A 21,145-nucleotide genomic window follows, 5' to 3' on the forward strand; every position below is an offset into this window, starting at 1 on the left:
GGTTCAAGAAGCGAAGTGATCAGCATAGAATCCCGCAAACATGCCTGCAGTCCAGATTTTGGCAATCGGCGGGAGGTCTCTATCGGCGCAAAGATTTTCCGCATCATTCTGTCGCCGGAACGACACGAAAATCTGGATGCTGCGAGCAACAGCTGGAATTCGTCTACCGCACCCGCCGCGGATAGCTTAGAACAAGGAAGTGCTTCGCCTCATGCGTGTGGCCAGGGTGAACGATCCAGCCGATTGTCTTTGTTGTTGAACGATTTTAGCAGCTTGCCAGGGAATTAGGTCGAGCCCGTGTCCTCAATTCGATTGTCAGTCATTGTGATCATCCTGTTGGCTCTCGTCGGCTGTGGCGGACCACGCGCCGTGCTTGGCCTTCCCACGGCATCATCGTCAGGAGCAGAACCACGGGCAATCGTTCCAATCTACGTCGCGACTACCCGCGCCCGATCCGACAATCTTTCGCTGCCGTATTCGGCCGAGCGATCGAGGACGTTGAATTTTGCGAAACTCGACATTGGCATACCACAAAACCACGTTGCCGGCCGCGTCGAGAAAAGCGGCCGTGCTCCTGATCCAAGCAGGCACTTTTCAGCACGGACCTATCAGCCGATTGCCGAGCGGCAGGACTTCATCAGGCAGATGAATGTCGCGCTCGCGCAGCGGGCATCGGAAAATCGCGAGATTTTCATCTTCGTTCACGGATACAACAACAACTTCGCCGACAGCGTCTTCCGCAACGCCCAGATCAGCTACGACTACAATATCAAGTCGGTCTCGCTGCATTACGCCTGGCCGTCAGGAGCGTCGATCCCGCTTTACGTCTTCGATCGTGACAGTGCCCTCGTTGGCCGGCGAGGACTTGCCGAGACGATCGAGATCGCCGCAGAGACCAATGCAACGAGAATCATCCTGGTTGGTCATTCCATGGGCGCCTATGTCGTCACGGAAGCGTTGCGCGATCTGGCCCTCAGGGGGCGTACCAGCACGTTGAAGCGGCTGGGTGGCGTCGTTCTCGCCGCACCTGATATCGATGTCGACGTCTTCCTGAGCCAGATTGACGACATTGGTGACATCCCGCGACCATTTGCAATCATCGTCTCACAGCGCGATCGCGCTCTCGGATTTTCCCGGCGATTGGCGGGTGGTCACCCGCGTGTCGGCAGCGGCTCCGAGGTTGCTGCCCTTCAAAAGAGAGAGATCGCGGTTATCGATGTCTCCGACATCGATGGTGGCAGGCATAGTGTCTTTGCCAGTTCACCCACGCTAATGGACGTGGTCAACAACGATGCCTTGATGCGCAGTATTCTCAGAGAAGACCAAGCGCCGGCTAGCCAGACGATGCTGGCCGACGGCGCATCGGTGATCGAGGGCGCTGCAGCACTGATAATTTTCCTTCCGAGCCGCATTCTGGGTGGGATCGCACAGGCGGCCGGCCAATAGCGATGACAGGGGCCAAGATTGTTGGGCCGCTGCCGGACATCAAGCTGGAAGAAGCCTGAACGTCCCCAGCAGATAGATCGCGATTGCATAGTAGAGCACATAGAGCGCGTATGTCTGGCCGTTGCCCGTGTAGACCCTTCGCACTACTCCCGCCGCGCCGATCGTCAGATCGCAGATTCCGTCCCAGATAAAGTTTGCAATTGGGGTAACGAGCGGTGCAAACGCCGATCGATAGAAGGCATAAAAATGCGTCGTGCTGACGGGAATGGAGCGCCCGCGCCCGGTTCGATAGACCAATAGGAAGCCCCCTAAAAGAACCGCTGTGATCGCGACAGTGACTGCCATGATGGGGATAGGATTCCAGTAGCCATAGATGGTCTCAAGCGACATCCCCTGCCAGACCAGAGTCGAGGCGAAATAAGGATCGATCGCCGCAGACACCGGATCCATTACCAGCTTCGGAAAGAACGACAGCAAGACAATTGCGAGGACTAGAACGAATTGCGCGGCCAAGAGCGGCAAGGGCGCCTCCGCCACAGCCTCAGCTGCGGGGCTTCTTGGACCAAGGAAGATCGAATAGCCAAATCTGAACATGTATAAGAAACCGATGAAGGTCGCGAGGACGGCAACGATCGCGAGACCATACCAGCCCCTGTCCATCATTGCGCTTAGCAGCAACCACTTGCCGCCGAAGCCGGCAAGTGGGGGTAGGCCGGACATCGAGACAAGGGCAACAATCACGCAAGCAAAGGTGAGAGGCATTTCCCTGGCGAGGCCACCGAGCTCATCGAACAATCGGGTACCGGTTCGCAGAATGACGGCTGTGGCTGCAAGAAAGAGGACACCCTTGACCATCAGATGATTGGCAACAAGGTAGAACGCCGTGACCCAACCGAGATGACTCATCAACGCTATCGCCGTGATGATGTAGCCAATCTGACTCATGCTGGAATAGCCGAGCATTCGTTTCAGATCGGTTTGTTGGAACGCCATAACGGCACCAGCGACGGTCGTCAGTAGTCCGATCCAACCCATCACGTGCGCCATTTCGAGTCCGACGTCAGAGCGAATGGCGAGGTATGTCACCATGAACAGCCCGAAGACCGCAACCTTGCTGATCACGGCGGAAAGCATTGCCGACAGGTCGTCGTCAGCCTCGGCATAGGCGCCAGGCAGCCAGACATGAACGCCAACCGCGCCGGCTTTGATCAGAAAGCCGATCGCGAGGAACATGAAGGCACGCGCCGCATCCGGGCCAGCCGTAGCGAAAGCCGAAAGCGCGGTGCTGCGGTTGGCATCGGTGGCAACGCCAAAGCCTGCAAGCAGGCAAAAGGCCGATACCAGGGAAAAAAGCAGGAACTGCAACACATAGGAGTGAGCACCGGGCCGTTGCGCGATCAGGAAATAGGAAGAGAGAGTGATGATTTCCCAATGGAAGAAGAACTCCAGGCTGGTAGCGGCGCGCAACAGACCGGCGATCGACAAAAGCAGGATCGCCATCATTGGATAGAAGCCCTGGCGAGGATCGGCCCGATAGAGACTGGCAAAAGCAATGACCAGACCGCCGGCAAGAAGAAGTGCAGCAAACAGTCGGGGCAAACCTTCGAGGTCGGCAGCGATCCACGATCCGACAACCAGCACCGCCGCCAGCATCAATACGCACTTGATCCTACCCGGAAGCCCATCGAGAAGGCAAAGCAGGCCACCGACACAAAGGGGCGCGACAAGCCATGGGGACGCTGCGCCCGCAAGAGCCGCCGCCACGGTGCCGCTCACAAACAGCAACACAGCGCTGGCCACCACCGGAAACAACCTGAATGGAGAAAGCTCGAGCGAGGCAGGGTTTCCTGTCGGAGAGCTGGTGTCTTTCGCGCTCGACGGCGGTCGCGTCGCCTGTTTGAACCAGCGGAACATATAGGCTGCCTCAAGCAGCGATCCGACCAGGATGACAGCGATCCAGACAGATCGCTCCCCAGCTGCAGCTTGCATTACGAGTTCCCATTTCGCCCAGAACCCTGGGAAGGGCGGCAGCCCGGAAATAGCGACCAAGAACACTGCAAGGATCGAGAGCAAAAGACGATTTCCGGCAATATCGGACCAACGGTCGACCTCGGTGCGCTCGACGATGCCGGCAAGCCAGAACAGGCCGGCCTTGGCCAACAGATGATTGACGAAGAGACCCCCGACAACCAGCGGCAGCGACTGCTCGGCCTCGAGGTGGTGGAGCAGCGCAAGCGCCAGCACCAGCAGCCCCATTTGTGCGATCGAGGAGTAGCCGAGCATCCGCTGCACGCTTGTCTGCCTCAGCCCAACGAGATTGGAGAATAGGAAGGTGACGCCGCCCGACACTGCGAGAATGCCCAGCTGATCTTCAAAGAGCGGCAGCAGCTTGAAAAGAGCGAAGAACACGCCGGCCGACACTGCGACGGAGGAAAGCGCGGCGATGCCGCTGTGGGCCGTCTCGTAGACGTCGAGCCCCCAACCGTTGGCAGGGAACGGCTTCAGCTCGAGTACGAGGCAGGCAAGCACGAACAGCAGCGCAGTCGCCCCGATCGGCCCGGTTATCGCCGCCCGGTTGGTGACCATCTCGTCGATATTGAGTGTACCGGTCACATGATAGAGGAGCCCGGCGCCCAAAAGAAAGAACGAGGAGGCGAGCACCGTCGCCATGATGTACTTGAAGCTGGCCGCAAGCGCTGCCGGGGTCCGCTCCAATCCAAGAAGCCCGTAGGTCCCGATCGACATGATCTCCAGGAACACGAACTGGTTGAACAGGTCGCGGGTCATTACCATCCCGTTGATGCCCATGATCAGGATCAGGTACAGCAGAAGTGCCGAATAGTTTAAGCGCAGCCGCTCCCAGAGATGCCAGGCGCCAAGAAGCCCGACAACATTGACGCAAACAGAGAAAAAACCTTCCCATGGACCAAACCGCAAATTGATCGAGAACGGTGGCACGCTGCCAGCCGTCAGGATCTCGAAGGTCGGCTCGCCGTTGTGGATTCGCCAAAGGCAGACGCATGAAATGACGGTCATTCCCAGCATCGCCACGACGAAACCAACCGCCGGCAATGGCTTGGCGATACGGTAGAGCAGGGGGATGAGAAATCCTCCGCCAATGCCAAGCAAGAAAATATTCAGCGGCTGCAGAAGGCTGTCTACCATTTGGACTCCGTCAGCGCGTCAATCGAGAGTGTTTTCCTCACGGCGTGGAGTCGGATCGCGAAGGACAGCATGATTGCAGTCACCGAAAAGCCGATGACAATGGCCGTAACGACGAGCGCGGCCGGAATCGGATCGACGGCGTGCTTGGCCGCGTCTGAAGCGCTGAGTGCCTCGTCGATAATCGGCGCCGTCCCGCCGGTGACATAGCCGGTCGCCACGAGGACGATGTGCATGCCTGTGTCGATCAGCGAAAAACCGATGATGATGCGAAGGATGTTGCGATGTCTCAGCATTCCCCAGAAACCAATGAGGATGAGAAGAAATCCGGTGGCCAGAAGTATGTGTGATATCGGCAGCCCCATGGCGCTTCCCATCTCGTCTAGCTGCGAAACCGGTCGATAATGACACTCAATTCCGCGCCGACCTTGATGCCCAGGAGCGCCGAAATCAGCGGGATCGCCCCGGCGCTGATCAGCGTCCCAAAATTGCCGCGTGGTAGAATATGGCTGTCCAGAAACCCGCTGCCGAAGGCAATACCGACGATGCCGATCAGGACGTAGAACACACCTGCAAGCGATTCCGTTGTGCTGAGAAAGCCGTGGTTGATCGATCCGGAAGGGTAGGCGAGCATCAGGAGCATGACACCGGAAGCAACGACTGCGCCCCCCTGAAAACCACCGCCGGCCGACAGGTGACCATTCATGATGACATAGGCGCCAAACAGGAAGATCAGCGGAAGAACCACCTCTGCACCATTGCGCACCAGTTCGCTCGGGCCGCGACCAATGATATGGGATGCGCTATCGCGGGAAGGTGCTTTCCCGCCCGCCTCGCCCGTAAGGAGCAGGCCCACACTCGCCGCCACCATGAATAGCACCGCGACTTCGCCGAGCGTATCAAATCCCCGAAAGGTAATCAGAATTCCGGTCACAACGTTTGGCGCACCAAGATCGGCGGGCACCTCAGTCAGATAGTGAACTGCCAGCGCCGAGAGCGTCTGGCGCTCGTCATAGTCGCTCACGAGTGAAGCAAAGATGACGCCGAATATCAGCACACAGAGCAGGCCAAATACGCGCCTCATGCCGAGCCCTCTTTGCCAGCACGGTCGTTCTCGTCGCGCAGGGCATCAACGACGGTCGCCGCCGCCATCGGCGTACGGATTGCGTGCGCCGCCCGCGACAGCGCATGTGACGACAGCGGATTGGTCATCAGCACGAAGTAGGCGATGATCAAAAGCTTCAACGACCAGTCCGGATGATAGATGCCAAGTCCGGCAAGAACGAGAATATTGCCCAAGGTCGAGGCTTTGGTGCCCGCTTGGATGCGGGTGAAGACATCAGGCATGCGCAGCAGCCCGATACCCGCGGAAAAGAGGAAGAACGCCCCAACGAGGATCGTCAGACTGCCGATCAGCTCACTCATCGACCGCTCCTGCGCCTCTGGTCTTGCGGATCGCGTAAAGGAAGATCAGTGTTGCCAGGCCCGAGCCGATCGCTGCCTCGGCCATGGCGACATCTGGCGCGGCCAAGAGCACATAGGACGCGGCCGCAAACAGGCTTGCGAGACCCGCGCTGACCATCGCCGCCATGAGATTGCTCAGCAAGACGGCCAGCACTCCGCTCACCAGAATGCTCCCGCACACCAACAGGATGAGCATCTCGAGCATGGCGGCTATGGCCCCTTTTCCAGGAAACGAGCAATGGCAAGAACCGCCAGAAAGCTCAGCAGTCCGTAGACAAGTGCAACGTCGATATAGACAAAGCGTCCTGATATGTGGGCGTAGAGCGCTATCAACGAGATAGTCACAACGGTCAGCATGTCGATCGCCACCACACGATCGATCGCCGTGCGGCCGATGATCAGCCGCAGCACACCAAAGACGATGCTGAAGAAGATCAGGACCACGGCAATCTGCAGGATGATTTCAGCCAAATACCGCCCCCAGGTGCTTCTCAAAAGGACCGATGATCATCCGCGTCGCTTCTTCCGGGTCGGTGGTCTTTACGTCAAGCCAATGAACGAAGAGGGCGTCACCTCTAAGATCCATGACAAGCGAGCCGGGCGTAAGCGCGATTGAATTGGCAAGGACCAGCCGACCGATCGGCGATGTGAGTGGCATCCTGACCTTGACGATCCCCGGACGAATAACAATGCGCGGCGCGTAGACATAGCGCAGCATGTTCATATTTGCCTTTACCAACTCGACGAGGAAAACGCCGGTATAGGCAATGGAATGCAGAACCTTGGTTGGCGTTACCGTGATCTTCCAGGCATCGCCGCGACGCACGAAGATCGATGCCAAGACGAAAGATACCAGAGCGCCCACGGCCACGATCGGGGCTTCAACCGATGAATTGACCACCAGCCAGACCACAAACAGGAAGCTTGCGAGAAGGACCACGCCCTGTGGCAATCCTGATCGGCGCGGTTGGGATGTTGCTTGGTCGTCTGGCATCGCGCAGGCTTTCAACGGGTTCAGGTGGAGTGGTAGCGCGCATTCCGGGTCGGTAGGTTTAAGTTCATGCATCTACTCGCGCGGCGATGTCGATCCGCGAGTTTTGGTCGGTCTTGGCAACACATTAGCATCGGCTGCATCGGACTGTGATCGGCACTGAATCCAGAAACTATGCCTGTGGTCCGATATGCCGCCGCATCGGAGCGCATTTTTGTGCCATCTCTTGACCTGTATCCAAAACGGCGAAATCAATCACGCTGGCACAAGGCTTACGTGCGGAACATGCTCTGTGCCACGTCGGAACGCCCATTTGATTGGCGACACGCCCACCGGCGGGGATTAGCGTAGACGTCGTGCTGGAGGGAACGATCTTATGAATTTTCAGACATCTCAAGTCGATCGGATGATGCGCAAATCGCGTAGGTTTGCTCCCCTGCAACGCTGTGTCGGATCAATAGATGTAGCCGGATCCAAACGGATGCCGATTTCATGAACGAGAAAGCCTCGCAATCGGTATCTGCCGTTCCCGCCGCACTAAGCCTTGCTGACTATCGCCCGCTCAGCGTGGCAGAAGAAAAGGTGGTTGCGCATCTCCAAATGGGCGACTTCGACCGTTTAGGCGACGGCCTGCGCCCGCGAGACGAAGATCCCGAGCGAACGGTGCGGGCGGAGCTTTTGCGGTATCTCATTCTCGGCAACGATGAATACCGTCTCCATGAAAAAGGGCTAAGGCTGACCGGAGCGTGGATCACCGGTATCCTCGACCTCGAGGGATGCAGAATTCCCCGCGACATTGGCCTTAAGGACTGCCATTTCGAAGCCTCGCCGATATTGCGCTCCGCGATTATCGACAATCTGTTCCTGGATGGCTCAGCCTTGCCCGGATTGCAGGCTGATAGGCTCGAAGCACGGGGCTGCCTCTCGCTTCGTGCCGCGATCGTAACTGGCGAAATCCGGCTCCCCGGCGCGCGTATCGGCGGCAGCATCGAAGCGGATGGCGTCTCGATTGCTTCGCCGGACGGCATCGCGCTCGACGCCGATGGACTGGAAACCAGTGGGGGCATTCTGCTGCGCGGCGCCGATGTGCGTGGTGGTCTCAATCTTTCTGCCGTCCGCCTTGGTGGTGACGTCAATGCGGTCGGGGCTCGCCTGGAGCGGCCGGGAGAAGTCGTCCTGAACGGTGACGGGATTGTGGCGGCAGGCGACCTCGCCCTAAGAGGGGCAATCATTGTCGGCGAGACACGTTTGCTCGGTGCCCGATTTGGTGGCGACATTGATTGCACGTCGGCCTCACTTTCGCAGCCGGGGGGCTATGCATTGCGGCTCAATCGAACCACGATCGACGGCGCATTCTTTTTGCGGCAAAACGCATCGGTCGAGGGCACACTCGACCTGACAGCCACGACAATCGGTGCGATTGATGACGAGATGGCGAGTTGGCCGAAAACCGGCGACTTGCTTTTAAACCGTTGCCGGTACGGCGCTTTTATCGGTGGTCCTGCGGACGCGGAAAGCCGCCTTGACTGGCTTGCACGCCAAACGCCTGAACGCTGGGGGGCGGACTTCTGGCCTCAACCCTATGAGCAGCTGTCGAAGGTCCTTAGGGAAATGGGCCATGACGAGGAAGCCCGCGCTGTCCTCATCACCAAGGAGCGGCTGCAGCGAAAGGCACGTCGGGCGCGTGCCAAGAACCCGGCCTTGAGGGTCGTCCTGGCGGTTATGGACGCCATCCTTGCGGTGACGCTGCGCTATGGGCGGCAGCCACTTCTGGCGCTGGTCTGGCTGATGCTCTTCTGGGCGATTGGCGCTGGGGTCTTTGGGATTGCCTACCGAAGTGGCGCGATGAAACCGAATAGCCCGGTCGTGCTGCGCTCCCCCGAATGGACGATGTGCGATCTGCAACGAACCGAAACCCGCTTCATGCCGTCTGCGGGACAGGATCTGAGGGGACGTGCCGAAGTCGGGCAGAACCAACTGACCTGTTTTCGCAATCAGCCGGAGGCAGCCAGCTACCCGGAATTCAATGCATTGATGTATTCGCTTGATGTTCTTCTGCCGGTGGCGTCGATCGGACAAAAGGAGTACTGGCGGCCGGACTCGCTGAAACCAACCGGCACCTTCACTTTGAGGTACTATTTCTTCCAGTCGGTGATCGGCTGGGCGCTCAGCCTACTGGCTGTCGCCGGTTTCTCGGGACTGGTGAAATCGCAATAAGGCCAGACACCTTGAGCGCTCTGGCAGGGCCAGGAGTTTGATCGCAAAAAGGCTATCTGGATACGATCGGCGTAGTGCATCCTTCATTCGGTACTTCGTCAGGATGCTATCCAATCGCCGCTCTCGCCGGTGAAGTGCGCAGAGGTCAGACCGGAGTGACAGTTGGATTTCAAACAGACAGGGCCGGCAATCCGATGGATTCCGCCAGCGCATCATGAGGGCCGAACATCGGAGTATTGCCCGGATTATCGGTCGCAAAATGCCAGCAGAAGAGCGTTTCGCATGTGGCTCGTGGATATCCGGTCTTGAGTGCGTGCCGGCTCTTGCAGACGCACTACTATCCCTCGAGCGTCGCGTTGATAAGCTGGCAGGATGTCGGGACCCATAAGGTAGTATTTGTGGCGTCCAAGGAATTCGAATGTCGAAACAGGGGGGCGGTACCCGGAGGTTGCGCTCCGACCTATGCCGCATCACCGCTTTCGACGCCGCCTCGCCGGCAGTTGCCCATTCAAGTCGCCTCGTAGAAAGCTCCTCACGCATACGCGTCGAGGACGCTTTTTGCGTTTGGCCTCAGCGCGTGTGGAGTGAGGTTCAGTCGAAGAACCCCGAATCTTCCTCTCTGAGATATCTCCTGGCCCTTTCGGCGTCGATATCGAGCCCCAGGCCCGGCGCTTCCAGTAGGTCCACCATGCTGTCCTTCACGATCTGCGGCGGCAAGCCGATTACCAGATCCTCCCACCAGGGGTCGGAGGCGCTCGGATATTCGAAGGCGACGTAATTTGCCGGCAGCGTAGCGCAGACATTGATCAACGCGCCGAGGCCCAGCAGGCCGTTTGCGGTGCCGTGCGGTGCCATGAGGATCGAGTGCATGTAGGCGTGCTCGGCGACCCATTTGAGCTCTGCAATGCCGCCAATATCGGCTGGATCGGGGCCGATGACGCGCACCGCCTGCGTCTCGATCAGTTCCTTGAAATTGTGCCGCAGGTAGATCTGCTCTCCGGTGTGGATTGGCGTAGAGGTGGAAGTGGTCAGTTCCCGATAGGCCTGCGGATTGACCCACGGCACGTAGTCGCCTGTCAGCATATCCTCGAGCCACATCAAATTGTATTTTTCGACCGCGCGAGCGAATTTGATCGCATCGGGGAGCATCCAGCCCGGGCCGCAGTCGAGCGCCAGACTGACTTTGTCGCCCAGCACTTCCTTCATCGCGATCACGCAGTCAAGCATGTGATTGAAACCGCGTTCGCTGATAACGCCCTGGTCCATGGCACCGTGATAGCCGGCCTTCTTCTGCGTCACGCCGTAGTGGAAGCCCTCGATGGTGTCCTTCATGTTGGAGTGGAACGAGATGCCTTGTTTGACCATGAAGAAGTTCTGCGGCTGCTCCATCATCCACTTGACGTCAGCGGCGTAATCCTCCGGCCGATCGCCCGTGCGTTTCTGGCGAATCGAGCCGTTGTAGACGCGCACCTTGTCCCGCACCTTGCCGCCGAGCAGCTTATAGACGGGCACGCCCGCGGCCTTGCCAGCAATGTCCCAAAGCGCATGTTCAATAGCGCTCACCGCCGCGCCGTACGGCTTGAAAGAGCCGCGTTGGCGGATCTTCAGCATTACTCTCTCGACGTCGGTCGGATCCTCGCCGACCAGCGCCTCGCGGAAATGCAGCACCCAGGGCTTGAGATAGGACTTGGTGAATTCGACTTCGCCCAAGCCATAGAGGCCCTCGTCCGTAACGATGCGGACGATCGGGTGTTTCCCGATAACGGCGCAGCGGAGATCGGTGATCTTCATCTTCGTTTTCCCTTTTTGCCTCAGCTCCAGGTGCGATCCCAGGAATATTCATCGTCCCAGTGATCCGTCGGCTGCCAAATGCCGGTAACACCCGGTTGCAGATGCTGCGAGATCACCTCATCGACAACGTCGTCAATCCCCAGGCCGGGCTTGTCGGGAACTGTGATGAAGCCGTTCTTCACCAGCGGCTTGGGAAGGCCCGTGACGATATCGTCCCACCAGTCGACATCGGCGGAATGGTATTCAAGCGCCGTGAAGTTTTCGGTCGCGGTCGCGACATGTGCCGCGGCCATTGCGGCGATTGGACTTTCCGCCATGTGGATGGCCATGGCGACACCCTTGTCCTGCGCCATGTCGCCGATCTTCTTGGTCTCGAGGATGCCCCCGCTGGTGAGCAGGTCCGGGTGGATGACGGCGACGCCGCCGCTGTTGAGCAGAGGCTCGAAGCCCTCTTTGAGGTATATGTCCTCACCAGTGCAGATCGGGACCGTGGTGGCGTCCTGCAGTTGGCGATATTGCTCGGTATACTGCCATGGGATCACATCCTCGAGCCAGGCTGGCACGTATTTTTCAATTCGCCGGGCAAGGCGAATGCCGTTCTGCATCGAGATATGGCCGATATGGTCGATGGCGAGCGGCACATCCATGCCGATGACCTCGCGAACCTCGGCGATGTATTGCTCAAGCAGGTCGAGGCCCTTGTCTGAAAAGTGGAGGCCGGTAAACGGGTGCTGGACGTTATGCAAATCGTACGCAGCGTTGCGCACACGGCGCTCTTCGATGGTCTTCAATGGCCCGCGACTGGGATGGTCGCGGTATCCTTCCAGTGAGCCGGCAGGAAACACGACCGCACCGGGCACATCCGCAATCTGCATCAGTCCCAAATCCATCTTGAGGAAAGTGAAGCCGAGCTCCATGCGCTGCTTGAGGCGCTTTCCGGTCTCGGTGCCGCTCGGCACGGTGGCGTCGGTATCGCAGTAGACGCGCACTTTGTCTCGAAACCGGCCGCCGAGCATCTGGTAGACCGGGACGCCATAGGCCTTACCGGCAAGATCCCACAACGCGATTTCAACTGCCGATACACCGCCGCCTTGCCGACCGTGCCCGCCGAACTGCTTGATCCGGCGAAACAGCCGATCGATGTTGCAAGGGTTCTCGCCAAGCAACCGGCTCTTCAGCATCAGCGCGTAAGTGGCGCTGGCGCCGTCGCGCACCTCGCCAAGCCCGACGATGCCCTGGTTGGTGTAAATCTTAAGCAGCACTGTGGTGAACGGCGCCCCGACAATTTCCGCTACCCGCATGTCGGTGATGCGAAGGTCGGACGGCTTGGAATACATGTTCACCCGATTGAGCGCCTCGTCGGCTCCATCTGCCTCTGGCATGATTTATCCTCGTTTTGGTGGGCGGGGCTCATCGCCGCGCGCGCTGGGGCGGCGTGGTGCGTTGCTAGTTAGTCCAGCTCTATCTCATGGTTTTGAAGGTAGTCGCGGTTCATCTCAACGCCGAGACCAGGCTTGGGCGTAAGCTTGAGACTGCCGTTCGAAACATCGAGCGGCCGGTCGATGAGGTGATCGTATTTGCCAAGGTTCCACTCCGATGTTTCGAGTTTGTAGAAGTTAGGAACGGTCATCATCACCTGTGCTCCCGCAACCACGTTGATCGGCCCTGCCGCGTCATGCGGCGAGACCGGGATGTAGTAGGCTTCGCACAGGGCAGAAATCTTCTTGAGTTCAGTAATGCCGCCGGTCCAAGTGACGTCAGGCATAATGTAGTCAGCGAGCTTGTTTTCGAGCACCGGCACGAAATCCCACTTCGTGTGACCGCGCTCCCCCCAAGAGATAGCGGCACTGACCTTCTCACGGACCTGTCTCAGCGCGTTGAGGCTCTCCGGCGGACAGGGCTCCTCGAACCAGTCGATCTGACCAGCTTCCTCGAGGCTCCGACAAAGTCGAATGGCGGTCGGGACGTCGAACCGGCCATGCGCATCGATGAGGATGTCGACATCAGGGCCCGCCGTTTCGCGGATGAGAGCCGTGAGTTCGGCGGCTTCGCGCTCATCCTTGCGGGTCATGCTGCCATCGAGGTAGCCGTCCCGCTGTTCGCGAGGCAGCCCATCGGCGGTGCGGCCTTGGTGGGGGAAGGGATCGAACTTGAGCGCAGTGTGGCCAGACTCGACGATGTCTCGAATTTCGCGGACCACAGCCTCTTTGCTGGTAAACTTAGCCTGGTTCGGGTGGGTGTAGAGCGCGATCTCATCGCGTAGCGGCCCACCCAACAGCTCGTAAATCGGCTTATCCAGGACTTTTCCTCGGATGTCCCAAAGAGCTATGTCGATGGCGCTGACGCATTCGACTGCGGCGCCGCGACTGCCCATGTAGGTGAAGCTGCGGAATATCTTGTGCCACAGGTACTCGATACGCGCCGGGTCCTCGCCCGTCACAGCGGCACCGATCTGCCGCAGGATCGTACAGAGGGCGCGATTGGCGAGCCTTGTCGTGGTGGTGATCTCGCCCCAGCCGCTCACCCCCGCGTCGGTCGTCACCTCGACGAACAGAAACTCTCCCCAATAAGAAGCATCGGACTTGATTAGCCACGGCCGAACGCTGGTGATTTTCATATCAACTGCCTTTGTCAGAAGTGGTCGGGATAGCGATGTTGCGGGGCCAGGTATTTTATCCTGCCCGAGCGGCGTTACGCGCACGCATGTGTTCTAGGATGTGCCGGCCGGAGCCTTCGACATGGCGTGCAATGAGTTCGCCTGCCTCGTTCGCGTTTCCCGCTTTTACATGCTCGATGAGCTCGCGATGCTCGCGAAGGATCGCGGCGCGCCGAGCGAGCGTGAAGTCGAAACGCCGGCTCACGGCTCGAAGCACTTCGCGATGCTTCCACCAAAGCTCGGCTGCGTGGCGGTTGTAGTGCCTCTGGTACATTACGGTGTGGAAGGCGGTGTCCAGCTCGCTGTGCCTGACCGTATCGGCGAAGTCGTTCTCTTCAATCAACCCTTGGATGCGTTCGAGTTCAGCAATGTCCTCGACGGTGGCCATACTCACGAACCATCGCGTCAGTGCCGGCTCGATCAAGACTCCTATCTCGTAGATGTCTCGAACAAAGTCCTGATCAATAGGCCGGACACGCGCTCCGCGGTTAGGAACGAAGGTAACAAAACCTTCGCCGCGCAACAGTTGCAGAGCCTCGCGCACTGGGTTGGTTGAGGTGCCATGGCGCCGGGCGAGATCAGTGACGACAAGCCGTTCGTTGGCAGCGAGCCGCCCTTCGATGATGTCATCCCTGATCAGTTGATAAAGCGAGGCGCCCTCGCTGGAGGCCCCGATAGCGTCGATCCCATCGGGTGGCTGTGCTTTAAAATCGCTCGTTTCGGCCAAGACTGTCTCCAATCAATACATAGATTGCTCGGATATCACGCGATCTTTCCACAAACAATGTACGATTTCTCCGATTGACAGGCAATCCATGATCTGAAAACGTATAATCAGCTCGAACGGATACATTGGCGGCAACGCCCAGCCGGCGAGCAAAGACCGCTCGCCTCGAGGCAGAGCGGCATGGGAGAACCTGGAGGATGCCTATGACGAGGATTTCACTCGGAGGTGCCGTCCTGCGCGGCACTGTCTCCACTGCTTTGATGGTATCGTTGATGTCCGCGTCGGCGCTGGGGGCGTCGGTCGACTTGAGCCAGTGGTCGCCGCAATATGTGCGCTCCATTGCCGGCACAGAGAACTTCGACACGGCGGCCGATTGCGCCAAGGTCACCCCGCTCGATTACAAGGGACGACTGACTTTCTGGTATCAAGGCGTGTTCGAGGGCGACCCCGATCTTTTGCGCCAGTATTACAAGGAATTCTTCGAGACCTTCCGCAAAACCTACCCAAACATCCAGCTTGAGGAACAAGCCCTCACCTATAATGACCTGCTGGACAAGTTCCGGACCGCGCTCCTTGGCAATGCAGCGCCGATGGCGGTCCGCCTGCAAATCCTGGGTGGCACCGAGTTCGCCTCCAAGGGCTATTTGCAGCCACTCAAACCCGAGGACGTTGGATATTCGACCGAGGATTTCTGGCCAGGCGCAATGAAGGCCGTGACCTGGGATGGGGTGACCTACGGCATTCCCACCAACAACGAGACGATGGCGTTCATCTGGAACGCCGACGTCTTCAAGCGCGCAGGCCTCGATCCGGAGAAGGCTCCGGCAACCTGGGACGATGTCGTCAAGTATTCTAAGCAGATCCACGACAAGCTCGGCATATCAGGTTACGGCCTCGTGGCTCGCAAGAATGCCGGCAATACGCCGTACCGCTTCATGCCGCAGCTGTGGGCCTATGGTGGTGGCGTCTTCGACGAAGCAACCGCGAGCCCGGCCTACAAGGAAGTCGAGCTCAATAGCCCGCAGAGCAAGGCGGCATTGCAAGCCTCCTACGACATGTACGTTCGCGACAAGTCGGTTCCGGTTTCGGCGCTCACCAACCAGCAGGCCGACAACCAGCCCCTCTTCCTCGCTGGCCAGCTCGGCATGATGATCTCGCACCCGTCCGACTACAACGTCATGCTCGACCTGCAGAAAAAGGCGACGGACACGGACAAGGCCAAGGCGCAGACGGTCATCGACAACATGCGCTACGGCCTTATTCCGACTGGCCCGGACGGCAAGCGCGCCGTCGTGTTTGGCGGTTCCAACATTCACATCCTGAAGCCCGAATATGTCGAGGGCGGCAAGGTAGACGAGCCGGCTGCAAAGGCTATCATCTGCATGTGGACGAGCCCCGAGTGGTCGTTGAAGATGGCCTATGCCGGCTCGAACCCGGGAAACCTTAACGGCTTCAAGACCAAATGGATGAAGGAACGTCTGGACAGCATCAAATTCCTCGATGTCACGACCTCGATGCTGCCATACGGTATCCCGTTCCCGGCACTGCCGCAGTCCCCCGAGATCATGAACATCATCGTCCCGGACATGCTGCAGAATGCCCTGACCGGAGCCATGACGGTCGACCAGGCAGCGGACGACGCAGCCAAGAAGGTAAAAGACCTGATGGACGGCGGACTCTAGTCCAAGCCTGAAGATCTGACCGGCTGCGCCCCGATCGCAGCCGGTTTGTTCCGACGAACAAGGGCACCGCACAGTGACGATCTTGACTGGCAAGGCCGAGACTCGCCGAAGACTGCAACCCGATAGGCCAGGCGTGCTGCAAAAGATCTGGGAGCATCGCGCTGACTACGCGTACGTGCTTCCGGCGATCGCCGTGATGCTCATCGTCATTGCCTACCCTATCTACTACACGATCGAGCTTTCGTTCTTTAATACGCCTCCCGGCCTACAGCTCCGGGACAAGATTTTTGTCGGTATCGACAACTACATCGCCATCCTCACAAGTCCGGTGTTCTGGAAGGTCACCTCGAACACTCTTATCTGGACGCTCGGGTCCACTTTCATCTCATTTGTCCTGGGGTTTGCCTGCGCCTTGGCGCTCCATCGTGACTTTATCGGCCGTGGCATCCTGCGCGCCGTCCTGATCATTCCCTGGGTCATCAGCGCGGTCGCCGCGTCCTACATCTGGAAGTGGATCTACCATTCGGACTTTGGGATCATTGGCGCGGTGCTGGTCGGCCTCGGATTGGCGGATCGGCCGCCGAATTTCATCGACAGCGTCAGCACCGTGCTGCCCTCGCTGATCGTCGTCAATATCTGGCGAGAGTTTCCGTTTGCCATGATCATGATGATGGCTGGCCTGCAGACGGTTCCCGACCAGTTGCTGCGCGCCGCAAAGGTGGACGGGGCCAATGCATGGCAGCGATTCTGGCACGTCACCTTTCCGCACTTGAGAAACGTCTCGACGGTGACGATCCTTCTACTTGCCGTGGCCAACTTCAATTCGTTCATCATCCCCTGGATCATGACCGGCGGCGGGCCGTCGAACGCTTCGCATATCTGGATCACGCACATTTATGAGCTCGCCTTCGGCCGCCAGCGCTGGGGAGTGGCATCGGCCTATTCGGTGCTGCTGTTCCTGATCTTGATGTCGCTCGGTTACTTCTACGTCCGTGCGCTGAGCGGCAACGAGCAGAGGGATGCGAGCGAATGAGCACAATTGCCGAGGCTCCTCATCGAGACCAGGGGCGTCGCCGCATGCGCATCGATGGATGGCGGTGGGGCGGACGCATCTTCCTTGTGTTCATGCTGCTCTACACTGCATTGCCGATGATCTGGATGCTGATCACCTCGATCAAGTCCGGCTTCGCGGCCATGCAATTCCCGCCGCAATGGTGGCCGGACCAACCCACGCTCGCCAGCTACCAGAAGCTGCTCGATCCGCAAAACAGCGTCGGCCAGGACTTCCTGCGCTTCTTCTGGAACAGCCTTTTCGTCTCCACCGCCACGACCATCCTTTCGGTGATCGTGGCAGTTCCTGCGGCCTACGCGTTTTCACGCTTTACCTTCCCGGGGCGGAACTTTCTGTTCTTCGCCGTCTTGCTTCGCAACATGTTCCCGGCAGTGATCTTTCTCGTGCCGCTCTTCATCCTGATGCGCGCGATCGGGCTGGTAAACACGCATGGGTCGCTCATCCTCACCTACCTCACATTCGGCCTGCCGCTGGCAATCTGGCTCCTCAAGGGCTTCTATGACAACATCCCGGTGCAACTCGAGCAGGCGGCGCGCATCGACGGCGCAACGCGGTTCCAGGCCTTTGTCCTGATCGTGATGCCGCTCTCGGCGCCAGGAATCATTGCCACGGCGATCTATTCCTTCATCGGCGCATGGAACGAGTACATCTACGCCTACACCTTCCTCTCCAAAAACGAGCAGTTGACGCTGCCGGTCGGCATCCAGCGCTTCTTCTCGGAGAATACGACGGACTTTCCGGGCCTGATGGCGGCCAGCTTCATGATGAGCGTGCCCGTCGTGGTCCTGTTTCTCGTCCTGCAACGATACTTCGTACGCGCCCTCACGGAAGGCGCAGTCAAGCACTAGGGGAGTTGCCGTTGGCCCACGTGGTCCTCAAAGATCTGGTCAAGACCTATGGCAGCTTCAAAGCTGTCAACAATGTTTCGCTGACGGTCAACGACGGCGAATTCGTTGCGCTTGTTGGCCCGTCAGGCTGCGGCAAGACAACCACGCTCAATCTTGTGGCGGGGCTTATCCCCATCACATCTGGCGACATCGTCATCGGCGACCGGGTGGTCAACCACCTGGATCCCAAGGACCGGGATATCGCAATGGTGTTCCAGAACTACGCGCTCTATCCGCAGAAATCGGTCTACAAGAATCTCGCGTTCCCGCTGCAGATGCGCAAACTGCCAAGGGACGAGATCGACAAGAAGGTCAAGGAAGCAGCGCGAGTGCTCGACATGACGCAGCTGCTCGAGCGCAAGCCGCGCGAACTTTCGGGCGGGCAACAGCAGCGCGTGGCCCTGGGACGTGCCCTTGTTCGCGATCCGGCGGTATTTCTAATGGATGAACCACTCTCCAACCTCGACGCAAAGCTGCGCGTGCAGATGCGGTCGGAGATCAAGCGTTTCCACCAGGACCTCAAGGCGACGATCATCTACGTGACGCACGACCAGCTCGAAGCGGTAACCATGGCCGACAGGATGGCGGTGATGAACGGCGGCTACCTGCAGCAATACGATTCGCCGGCGCAGGTCTTTGCCCACCCGGTCAACATGTTCGTCGCCAGCTTCGTGGGCAGCCCGGCAATGAGCCTTGTTCCGCTAGAGGCATCAACGGCAAGCGGAAACACTGTGTTGACCAGCGCGGAGGGCTGGCGTCTCGAGCTCTCGCCAAATAACGCCCGGAAGGTCGAAAGGGCCAAAACCAGGAAAGTCGTGCTCGGCGCACGTCACTCGACGATCAAGCTGCACAAGAGTGCGATGCCCGGAAGCGTCCCTGCCAAGGCCTACACGGTAGAGCCGACCGGAGATGTCACCTTCGTTCAAGCGTTTCTGTCCGGCGCCATCGTCAATGTCAGTGTGCCGCCGACCATCGCCGTCGCGCCCGATGAACAGATTTGGCTCGAATTCGATCAGGAGCGGATGCATCTGTTCGACGGTGAAACAGAAATGGCCCTCAAGGCCAACTGAGACCAAGCGGATGCGTGTGAAACGAGGGCGTGGATGACCACGAAGCTTAAAATTACGACGATCAAGCCCTATCCGGTATGGGTCGGAACGCGTAACCAAATGCTGGTCAAAGTCGAGACCGACAACGGCCTCTTCGGCTGGGGCGAGAGCGGCTTAAGCGGTCGCGAGATGGCCGTGGCCGGCGCGATCGAGCACTTTCGCGAGTTTCTCATCGGCCGTGACCCGATGCAGATTGGTCGGATCTGGCAGGAACTCTACCGCAGCCAATACTTCGAAGGCGGGCGCGTTCTGCAGGCGGCGATTTCCGCAATCGACATTGCCCTTCACGACATCAAAGGCAAGGCGTTGGGGGTGCCGGTCTACCAACTGCTGGGCGGCAAGCAGCGCGACCGCATTCCTACCTTCGCCTCGACCGGAGATGAAGCCGAGGGCGATGTTGCCATTGAACGAGCTCGCGAACTACGCGCGCAAGGGTGGCAGGCGATCCGCTTCTTCCCCATCGGGCAAAGCAGCAAGGACATCTTTGAGCCGCGCGAGTCGATCGGGCCTACAGCAACCATGCTGAACAAGGCGCGCGAGACGTTGGGCAACGACGTCGTCCTCGGCATCGACTATCATCATCGGCTGTCGGTGGCCGAGGCGGCGAGCTTCTGTAACAAGCTCGGCCGCGGCGTGCTCGATTTCCTCGAGGAGCCGATACGAGACGAGACACCCGGGGCCTACGAGTCCCTGCGCACGATGACCGACATCCCGTTCGCGATAGGCGAGGAATTTGCCAGCAAGTGGCAATTCCTGCCCTACATCGAACGTGGAATCCATCAGTTCAACCGGCTCGATGTTTGCAATGTGGGCGGGCTCACCGAAGCGATGAAGGTCGCGGGTTGGAGCGAGGCGCACTATGTGGACCTGATGCCCCACAATCCCCTCGGGCCAGTCTGCACAGCCGCAACCATCCACCTCGCCGCAGCGGTGCCGAATTTCGCTTGGCTCGAGACTAGGGCTCCCGAAGCAAAGCTGGGCTTCGATAATTCCGACTTCTTCCCCGTGCAGCCACGCCTCGACGGCCCCAACTACCCGGTCAGCGATCTGCCGGGGCTCGGTGTGGGAGTCAACGAAGAGGCGGTCAAGGCGGAGAGCTTTCGTTTCTGGGAAGCGCCTCACCTGAAGCGCCGCGACGGTTCTGTCACAAACTGGTAGTTTCATCCACCGGAGTCTAAAATGACGCATACGCCCGACATTACGCGACCGCCCAAGGAGCTGATCGACGCACTGAAGGAAATCGGCGCCGCGACGGTTGCCGGCACACTTGGCCACATGGGCTTCCGCAATCCGCACATGGTCGGTCCCGTGTCGCAGAACCGCGGGAAATCGATCGTCGGGCCGGCCCTGACGCTTCAATTCTTGCCGCAGCGACCGGACCTCTTCAGCGAGGGAGAATATGCCGATCCGGAGACGCAGTTGCACCGCCACGTGCTCTATCACGCGCAAGAGGGCGATGTGGTCGTGGTCGACGCCCGCGGCGACATGAGTTCGGGCGTCTTCGGCGATATGATGTCGACGTATTTCAAGGGCAGAGGCGGCGCCGGCATCGTGATCGATGGGTGCATGCGCGATCGGCCCAATGTCGAGAAGCTAGATCTCTCCCTATGGCTGCGCGGCTGGACGCCCAACTATCATGTGCAGACCAGCATCTATCCCAATGCCGTCAACGTCCCGATTGCCTGTGGTGGTGTCACTGTAATCCCCGGTGACATCATCGTCGCAGACGACGACGGGGTGGTCGTGCTTCCAGTCGCAATGGCCTCGAAGGTGATCGAGGAATCGCAAAAGCATCACGATTGGGAGGAGTTCTCGCGAATGAAGCTTATGGAGGGTGGGTCGTTGCAGCGCTACTATCCACTGCATGACGATGCCCGCGGAGAGTACGAGGAGTGGCGCAAAACAAACCGCTTCGAGAACTGAAGCCAGCCTATTGATTGC

The 21,145-nt window shown here is 59.0% G+C and carries 19 protein-coding genes; 8 read left to right on the forward strand and 11 right to left on the reverse strand.

The genetic code is table 11. The features are described 5' to 3' along the window. Nucleotides 1-297: 297 nt before the first annotated feature. The gene (locus tag FHT76_RS17535) at nucleotides 298-1,446 is read left to right on the forward strand and encodes an alpha/beta hydrolase (protein WP_259185743.1); all 1,149 of its coding nucleotides are present in this window, start codon (nucleotides 298-300) and stop codon (nucleotides 1,444-1,446) included. Between the two features lie 39 nt (nucleotides 1,447-1,485). Here FHT76_RS17535 and FHT76_RS17540 read toward each other — a convergent pair whose 3' ends face one another. Genes FHT76_RS17540 through FHT76_RS17570 form a run of 7 tightly spaced genes read right to left on the reverse strand, consistent with a single transcriptional unit; the run spans nucleotide 1,486 to nucleotide 7,012 of the window. Next, on the reverse strand, nucleotides 1,486-4,611 hold the full coding sequence (locus FHT76_RS17540) for a complex I subunit 5 family protein (RefSeq protein WP_183861898.1): 3,126 nt from the start codon (nucleotides 4,609-4,611) through the stop codon (nucleotides 1,486-1,488). Next, nucleotides 4,605-4,973 (reverse strand): sodium:proton antiporter, encoded by a 369-nt coding sequence (locus tag FHT76_RS17545; protein WP_183755399.1) that lies wholly within the window; start codon nucleotides 4,971-4,973, stop codon nucleotides 4,605-4,607. The genes FHT76_RS17540 and FHT76_RS17545 overlap by 7 nt, the downstream gene beginning before the upstream one ends. 17 nt (nucleotides 4,974-4,990) lie before the next feature. Beyond that, nucleotides 4,991-5,665 (reverse strand): hydrogen gas-evolving membrane-bound hydrogenase subunit E, encoded by a 675-nt coding sequence (gene mbhE, locus FHT76_RS17550; RefSeq protein WP_259185744.1) that lies wholly within the window; start codon nucleotides 5,663-5,665, stop codon nucleotides 4,991-4,993. Between the two features lie 23 nt (nucleotides 5,666-5,688). Further along, on the reverse strand, nucleotides 5,689-6,033 hold the full coding sequence (mnhG, locus tag FHT76_RS17555; RefSeq protein ID WP_183861894.1) for a monovalent cation/H(+) antiporter subunit G: 345 nt from the start codon (nucleotides 6,031-6,033) through the stop codon (nucleotides 5,689-5,691). Then, entirely contained in the window at nucleotides 6,026-6,277 is a 252-nt protein-coding gene (locus FHT76_RS17560) for a hydrogenase subunit MbhD domain-containing protein (protein ID WP_183755402.1), read from the reverse strand. The genes mnhG and FHT76_RS17560 overlap by 8 nt, the downstream gene beginning before the upstream one ends. Nucleotides 6,278-6,282: 5 nt before the next feature. Then, entirely contained in the window at nucleotides 6,283-6,543 is a 261-nt protein-coding gene (locus tag FHT76_RS17565; RefSeq protein ID WP_183755403.1) for a monovalent cation/H+ antiporter complex subunit F, read from the reverse strand. After that, nucleotides 6,536-7,012, reverse strand: coding sequence for a Na+/H+ antiporter subunit E (locus tag FHT76_RS17570; RefSeq protein WP_259127514.1), 477 nt, complete (start codon nucleotides 7,010-7,012; stop codon nucleotides 6,536-6,538). Before FHT76_RS17570 ends, FHT76_RS17565 begins: the two co-directional genes overlap by 8 nt. A 543-nt stretch (nucleotides 7,013-7,555) precedes the next feature. Between FHT76_RS17570 and FHT76_RS17575 the strand changes: the two genes are divergently transcribed. Beyond that, nucleotides 7,556-9,280 (forward strand): hypothetical protein, encoded by a 1,725-nt coding sequence (locus FHT76_RS17575; protein WP_183861892.1) that lies wholly within the window; start codon nucleotides 7,556-7,558, stop codon nucleotides 9,278-9,280. Between the two features lie 591 nt (nucleotides 9,281-9,871). On the opposite strand, the gene FHT76_RS17580 is transcribed toward FHT76_RS17575, so the two are convergent. The 4 genes from FHT76_RS17580 to FHT76_RS17595 form a co-directional block, all read right to left on the reverse strand. Then, entirely contained in the window at nucleotides 9,872-11,071 is a 1,200-nt protein-coding gene (locus FHT76_RS17580; RefSeq protein WP_183861890.1) for a mandelate racemase/muconate lactonizing enzyme family protein, read from the reverse strand. Between the two features lie 20 nt (nucleotides 11,072-11,091). Beyond that, nucleotides 11,092-12,453: a mandelate racemase/muconate lactonizing enzyme family protein gene (locus tag FHT76_RS17585; protein WP_183861888.1), complete on the reverse strand. Its 1,362-nt coding sequence runs from the start codon at nucleotides 12,451-12,453 to the stop codon at nucleotides 11,092-11,094. Nucleotides 12,454-12,521: 68 nt separating this feature from the next. Continuing rightward, on the reverse strand, nucleotides 12,522-13,688 hold the full coding sequence (locus FHT76_RS17590) for a mandelate racemase/muconate lactonizing enzyme family protein (protein ID WP_183861886.1): 1,167 nt from the start codon (nucleotides 13,686-13,688) through the stop codon (nucleotides 12,522-12,524). 55 nt (nucleotides 13,689-13,743) lie between these two features. Further along, entirely contained in the window at nucleotides 13,744-14,454 is a 711-nt protein-coding gene (locus FHT76_RS17595; protein ID WP_183861884.1) for a GntR family transcriptional regulator, read from the reverse strand. A gap of 203 nt (nucleotides 14,455-14,657) precedes the next feature. Between FHT76_RS17595 and FHT76_RS17600 the strand changes: the two genes are divergently transcribed. The 6 genes from FHT76_RS17600 to FHT76_RS17625 all read left to right on the forward strand — a co-directional run bounded on the left by FHT76_RS17600 (nucleotide 14,658) and on the right by FHT76_RS17625 (nucleotide 21,127). Beyond that, entirely contained in the window at nucleotides 14,658-16,136 is a 1,479-nt protein-coding gene (locus FHT76_RS17600; protein WP_183861883.1) for a sugar ABC transporter substrate-binding protein, read from the forward strand. A 73-nt stretch (nucleotides 16,137-16,209) separates the two neighbouring features. Beyond that, nucleotides 16,210-17,169, forward strand: coding sequence for a carbohydrate ABC transporter permease (locus FHT76_RS17605; protein ID WP_016555152.1), 960 nt, complete (start codon nucleotides 16,210-16,212; stop codon nucleotides 17,167-17,169). After that, complete coding sequence (locus FHT76_RS17610; RefSeq protein WP_259127499.1) at nucleotides 17,166-18,056, forward strand: carbohydrate ABC transporter permease; 891 nt, start codon at nucleotides 17,166-17,168, stop codon at nucleotides 18,054-18,056. The genes FHT76_RS17605 and FHT76_RS17610 overlap by 4 nt, the downstream gene beginning before the upstream one ends. 11 nt (nucleotides 18,057-18,067) lie before the next feature. Continuing rightward, nucleotides 18,068-19,165: an ABC transporter ATP-binding protein gene (locus FHT76_RS17615; protein ID WP_183755411.1), complete on the forward strand. Its 1,098-nt coding sequence runs from the start codon at nucleotides 18,068-18,070 to the stop codon at nucleotides 19,163-19,165. Nucleotides 19,166-19,198: 33 nt separating this feature from the next. Then, on the forward strand, nucleotides 19,199-20,362 hold the full coding sequence (locus tag FHT76_RS17620; RefSeq protein WP_259127496.1) for a mandelate racemase/muconate lactonizing enzyme family protein: 1,164 nt from the start codon (nucleotides 19,199-19,201) through the stop codon (nucleotides 20,360-20,362). 21 nt (nucleotides 20,363-20,383) lie between these two features. Beyond that, entirely contained in the window at nucleotides 20,384-21,127 is a 744-nt protein-coding gene (locus FHT76_RS17625) for a ribonuclease activity regulator RraA (RefSeq protein ID WP_183755413.1), read from the forward strand. The last annotated feature ends 18 nt before the right edge of the window (nucleotides 21,128-21,145 follow it).

This window comes from Rhizobium sp. BK176 (genome assembly GCF_024808055.1).

Coding starts and splice junctions, on each gene's coding strand:
- FHT76_RS17590 (WP_183861886.1), bottom strand. CDS start 13,688: ATGAAAATCACCAGCGTTCGGCCGTGGCTAATCAAGTCCGATGCTTCT.
- FHT76_RS17625 (WP_183755413.1), top strand. CDS start 20,384: ATGACGCATACGCCCGACATTACGCGACCGCCCAAGGAGCTGATCGAC.
- FHT76_RS17585 (WP_183861888.1), bottom strand. CDS start 12,453: ATGCCAGAGGCAGATGGAGCCGACGAGGCGCTCAATCGGGTGAACATG.
- mnhG (WP_183861894.1), bottom strand. CDS start 6,033: ATGAGTGAGCTGATCGGCAGTCTGACGATCCTCGTTGGGGCGTTCTTC.
- FHT76_RS17580 (WP_183861890.1), bottom strand. CDS start 11,071: ATGAAGATCACCGATCTCCGCTGCGCCGTTATCGGGAAACACCCGATC.
- FHT76_RS17545 (WP_183755399.1), bottom strand. CDS start 4,973: ATGGGGCTGCCGATATCACACATACTTCTGGCCACCGGATTTCTTCTC.
- FHT76_RS17540 (WP_183861898.1), bottom strand. CDS start 4,611: ATGGTAGACAGCCTTCTGCAGCCGCTGAATATTTTCTTGCTTGGCATT.
- FHT76_RS17600 (WP_183861883.1), top strand. CDS start 14,658: ATGACGAGGATTTCACTCGGAGGTGCCGTCCTGCGCGGCACTGTCTCC.
- FHT76_RS17610 (WP_259127499.1), top strand. CDS start 17,166: ATGAGCACAATTGCCGAGGCTCCTCATCGAGACCAGGGGCGTCGCCGC.
- FHT76_RS17620 (WP_259127496.1), top strand. CDS start 19,199: ATGACCACGAAGCTTAAAATTACGACGATCAAGCCCTATCCGGTATGG.
- FHT76_RS17575 (WP_183861892.1), top strand. CDS start 7,556: ATGAACGAGAAAGCCTCGCAATCGGTATCTGCCGTTCCCGCCGCACTA.
- FHT76_RS17560 (WP_183755402.1), bottom strand. CDS start 6,277: ATGCTCGAGATGCTCATCCTGTTGGTGTGCGGGAGCATTCTGGTGAGC.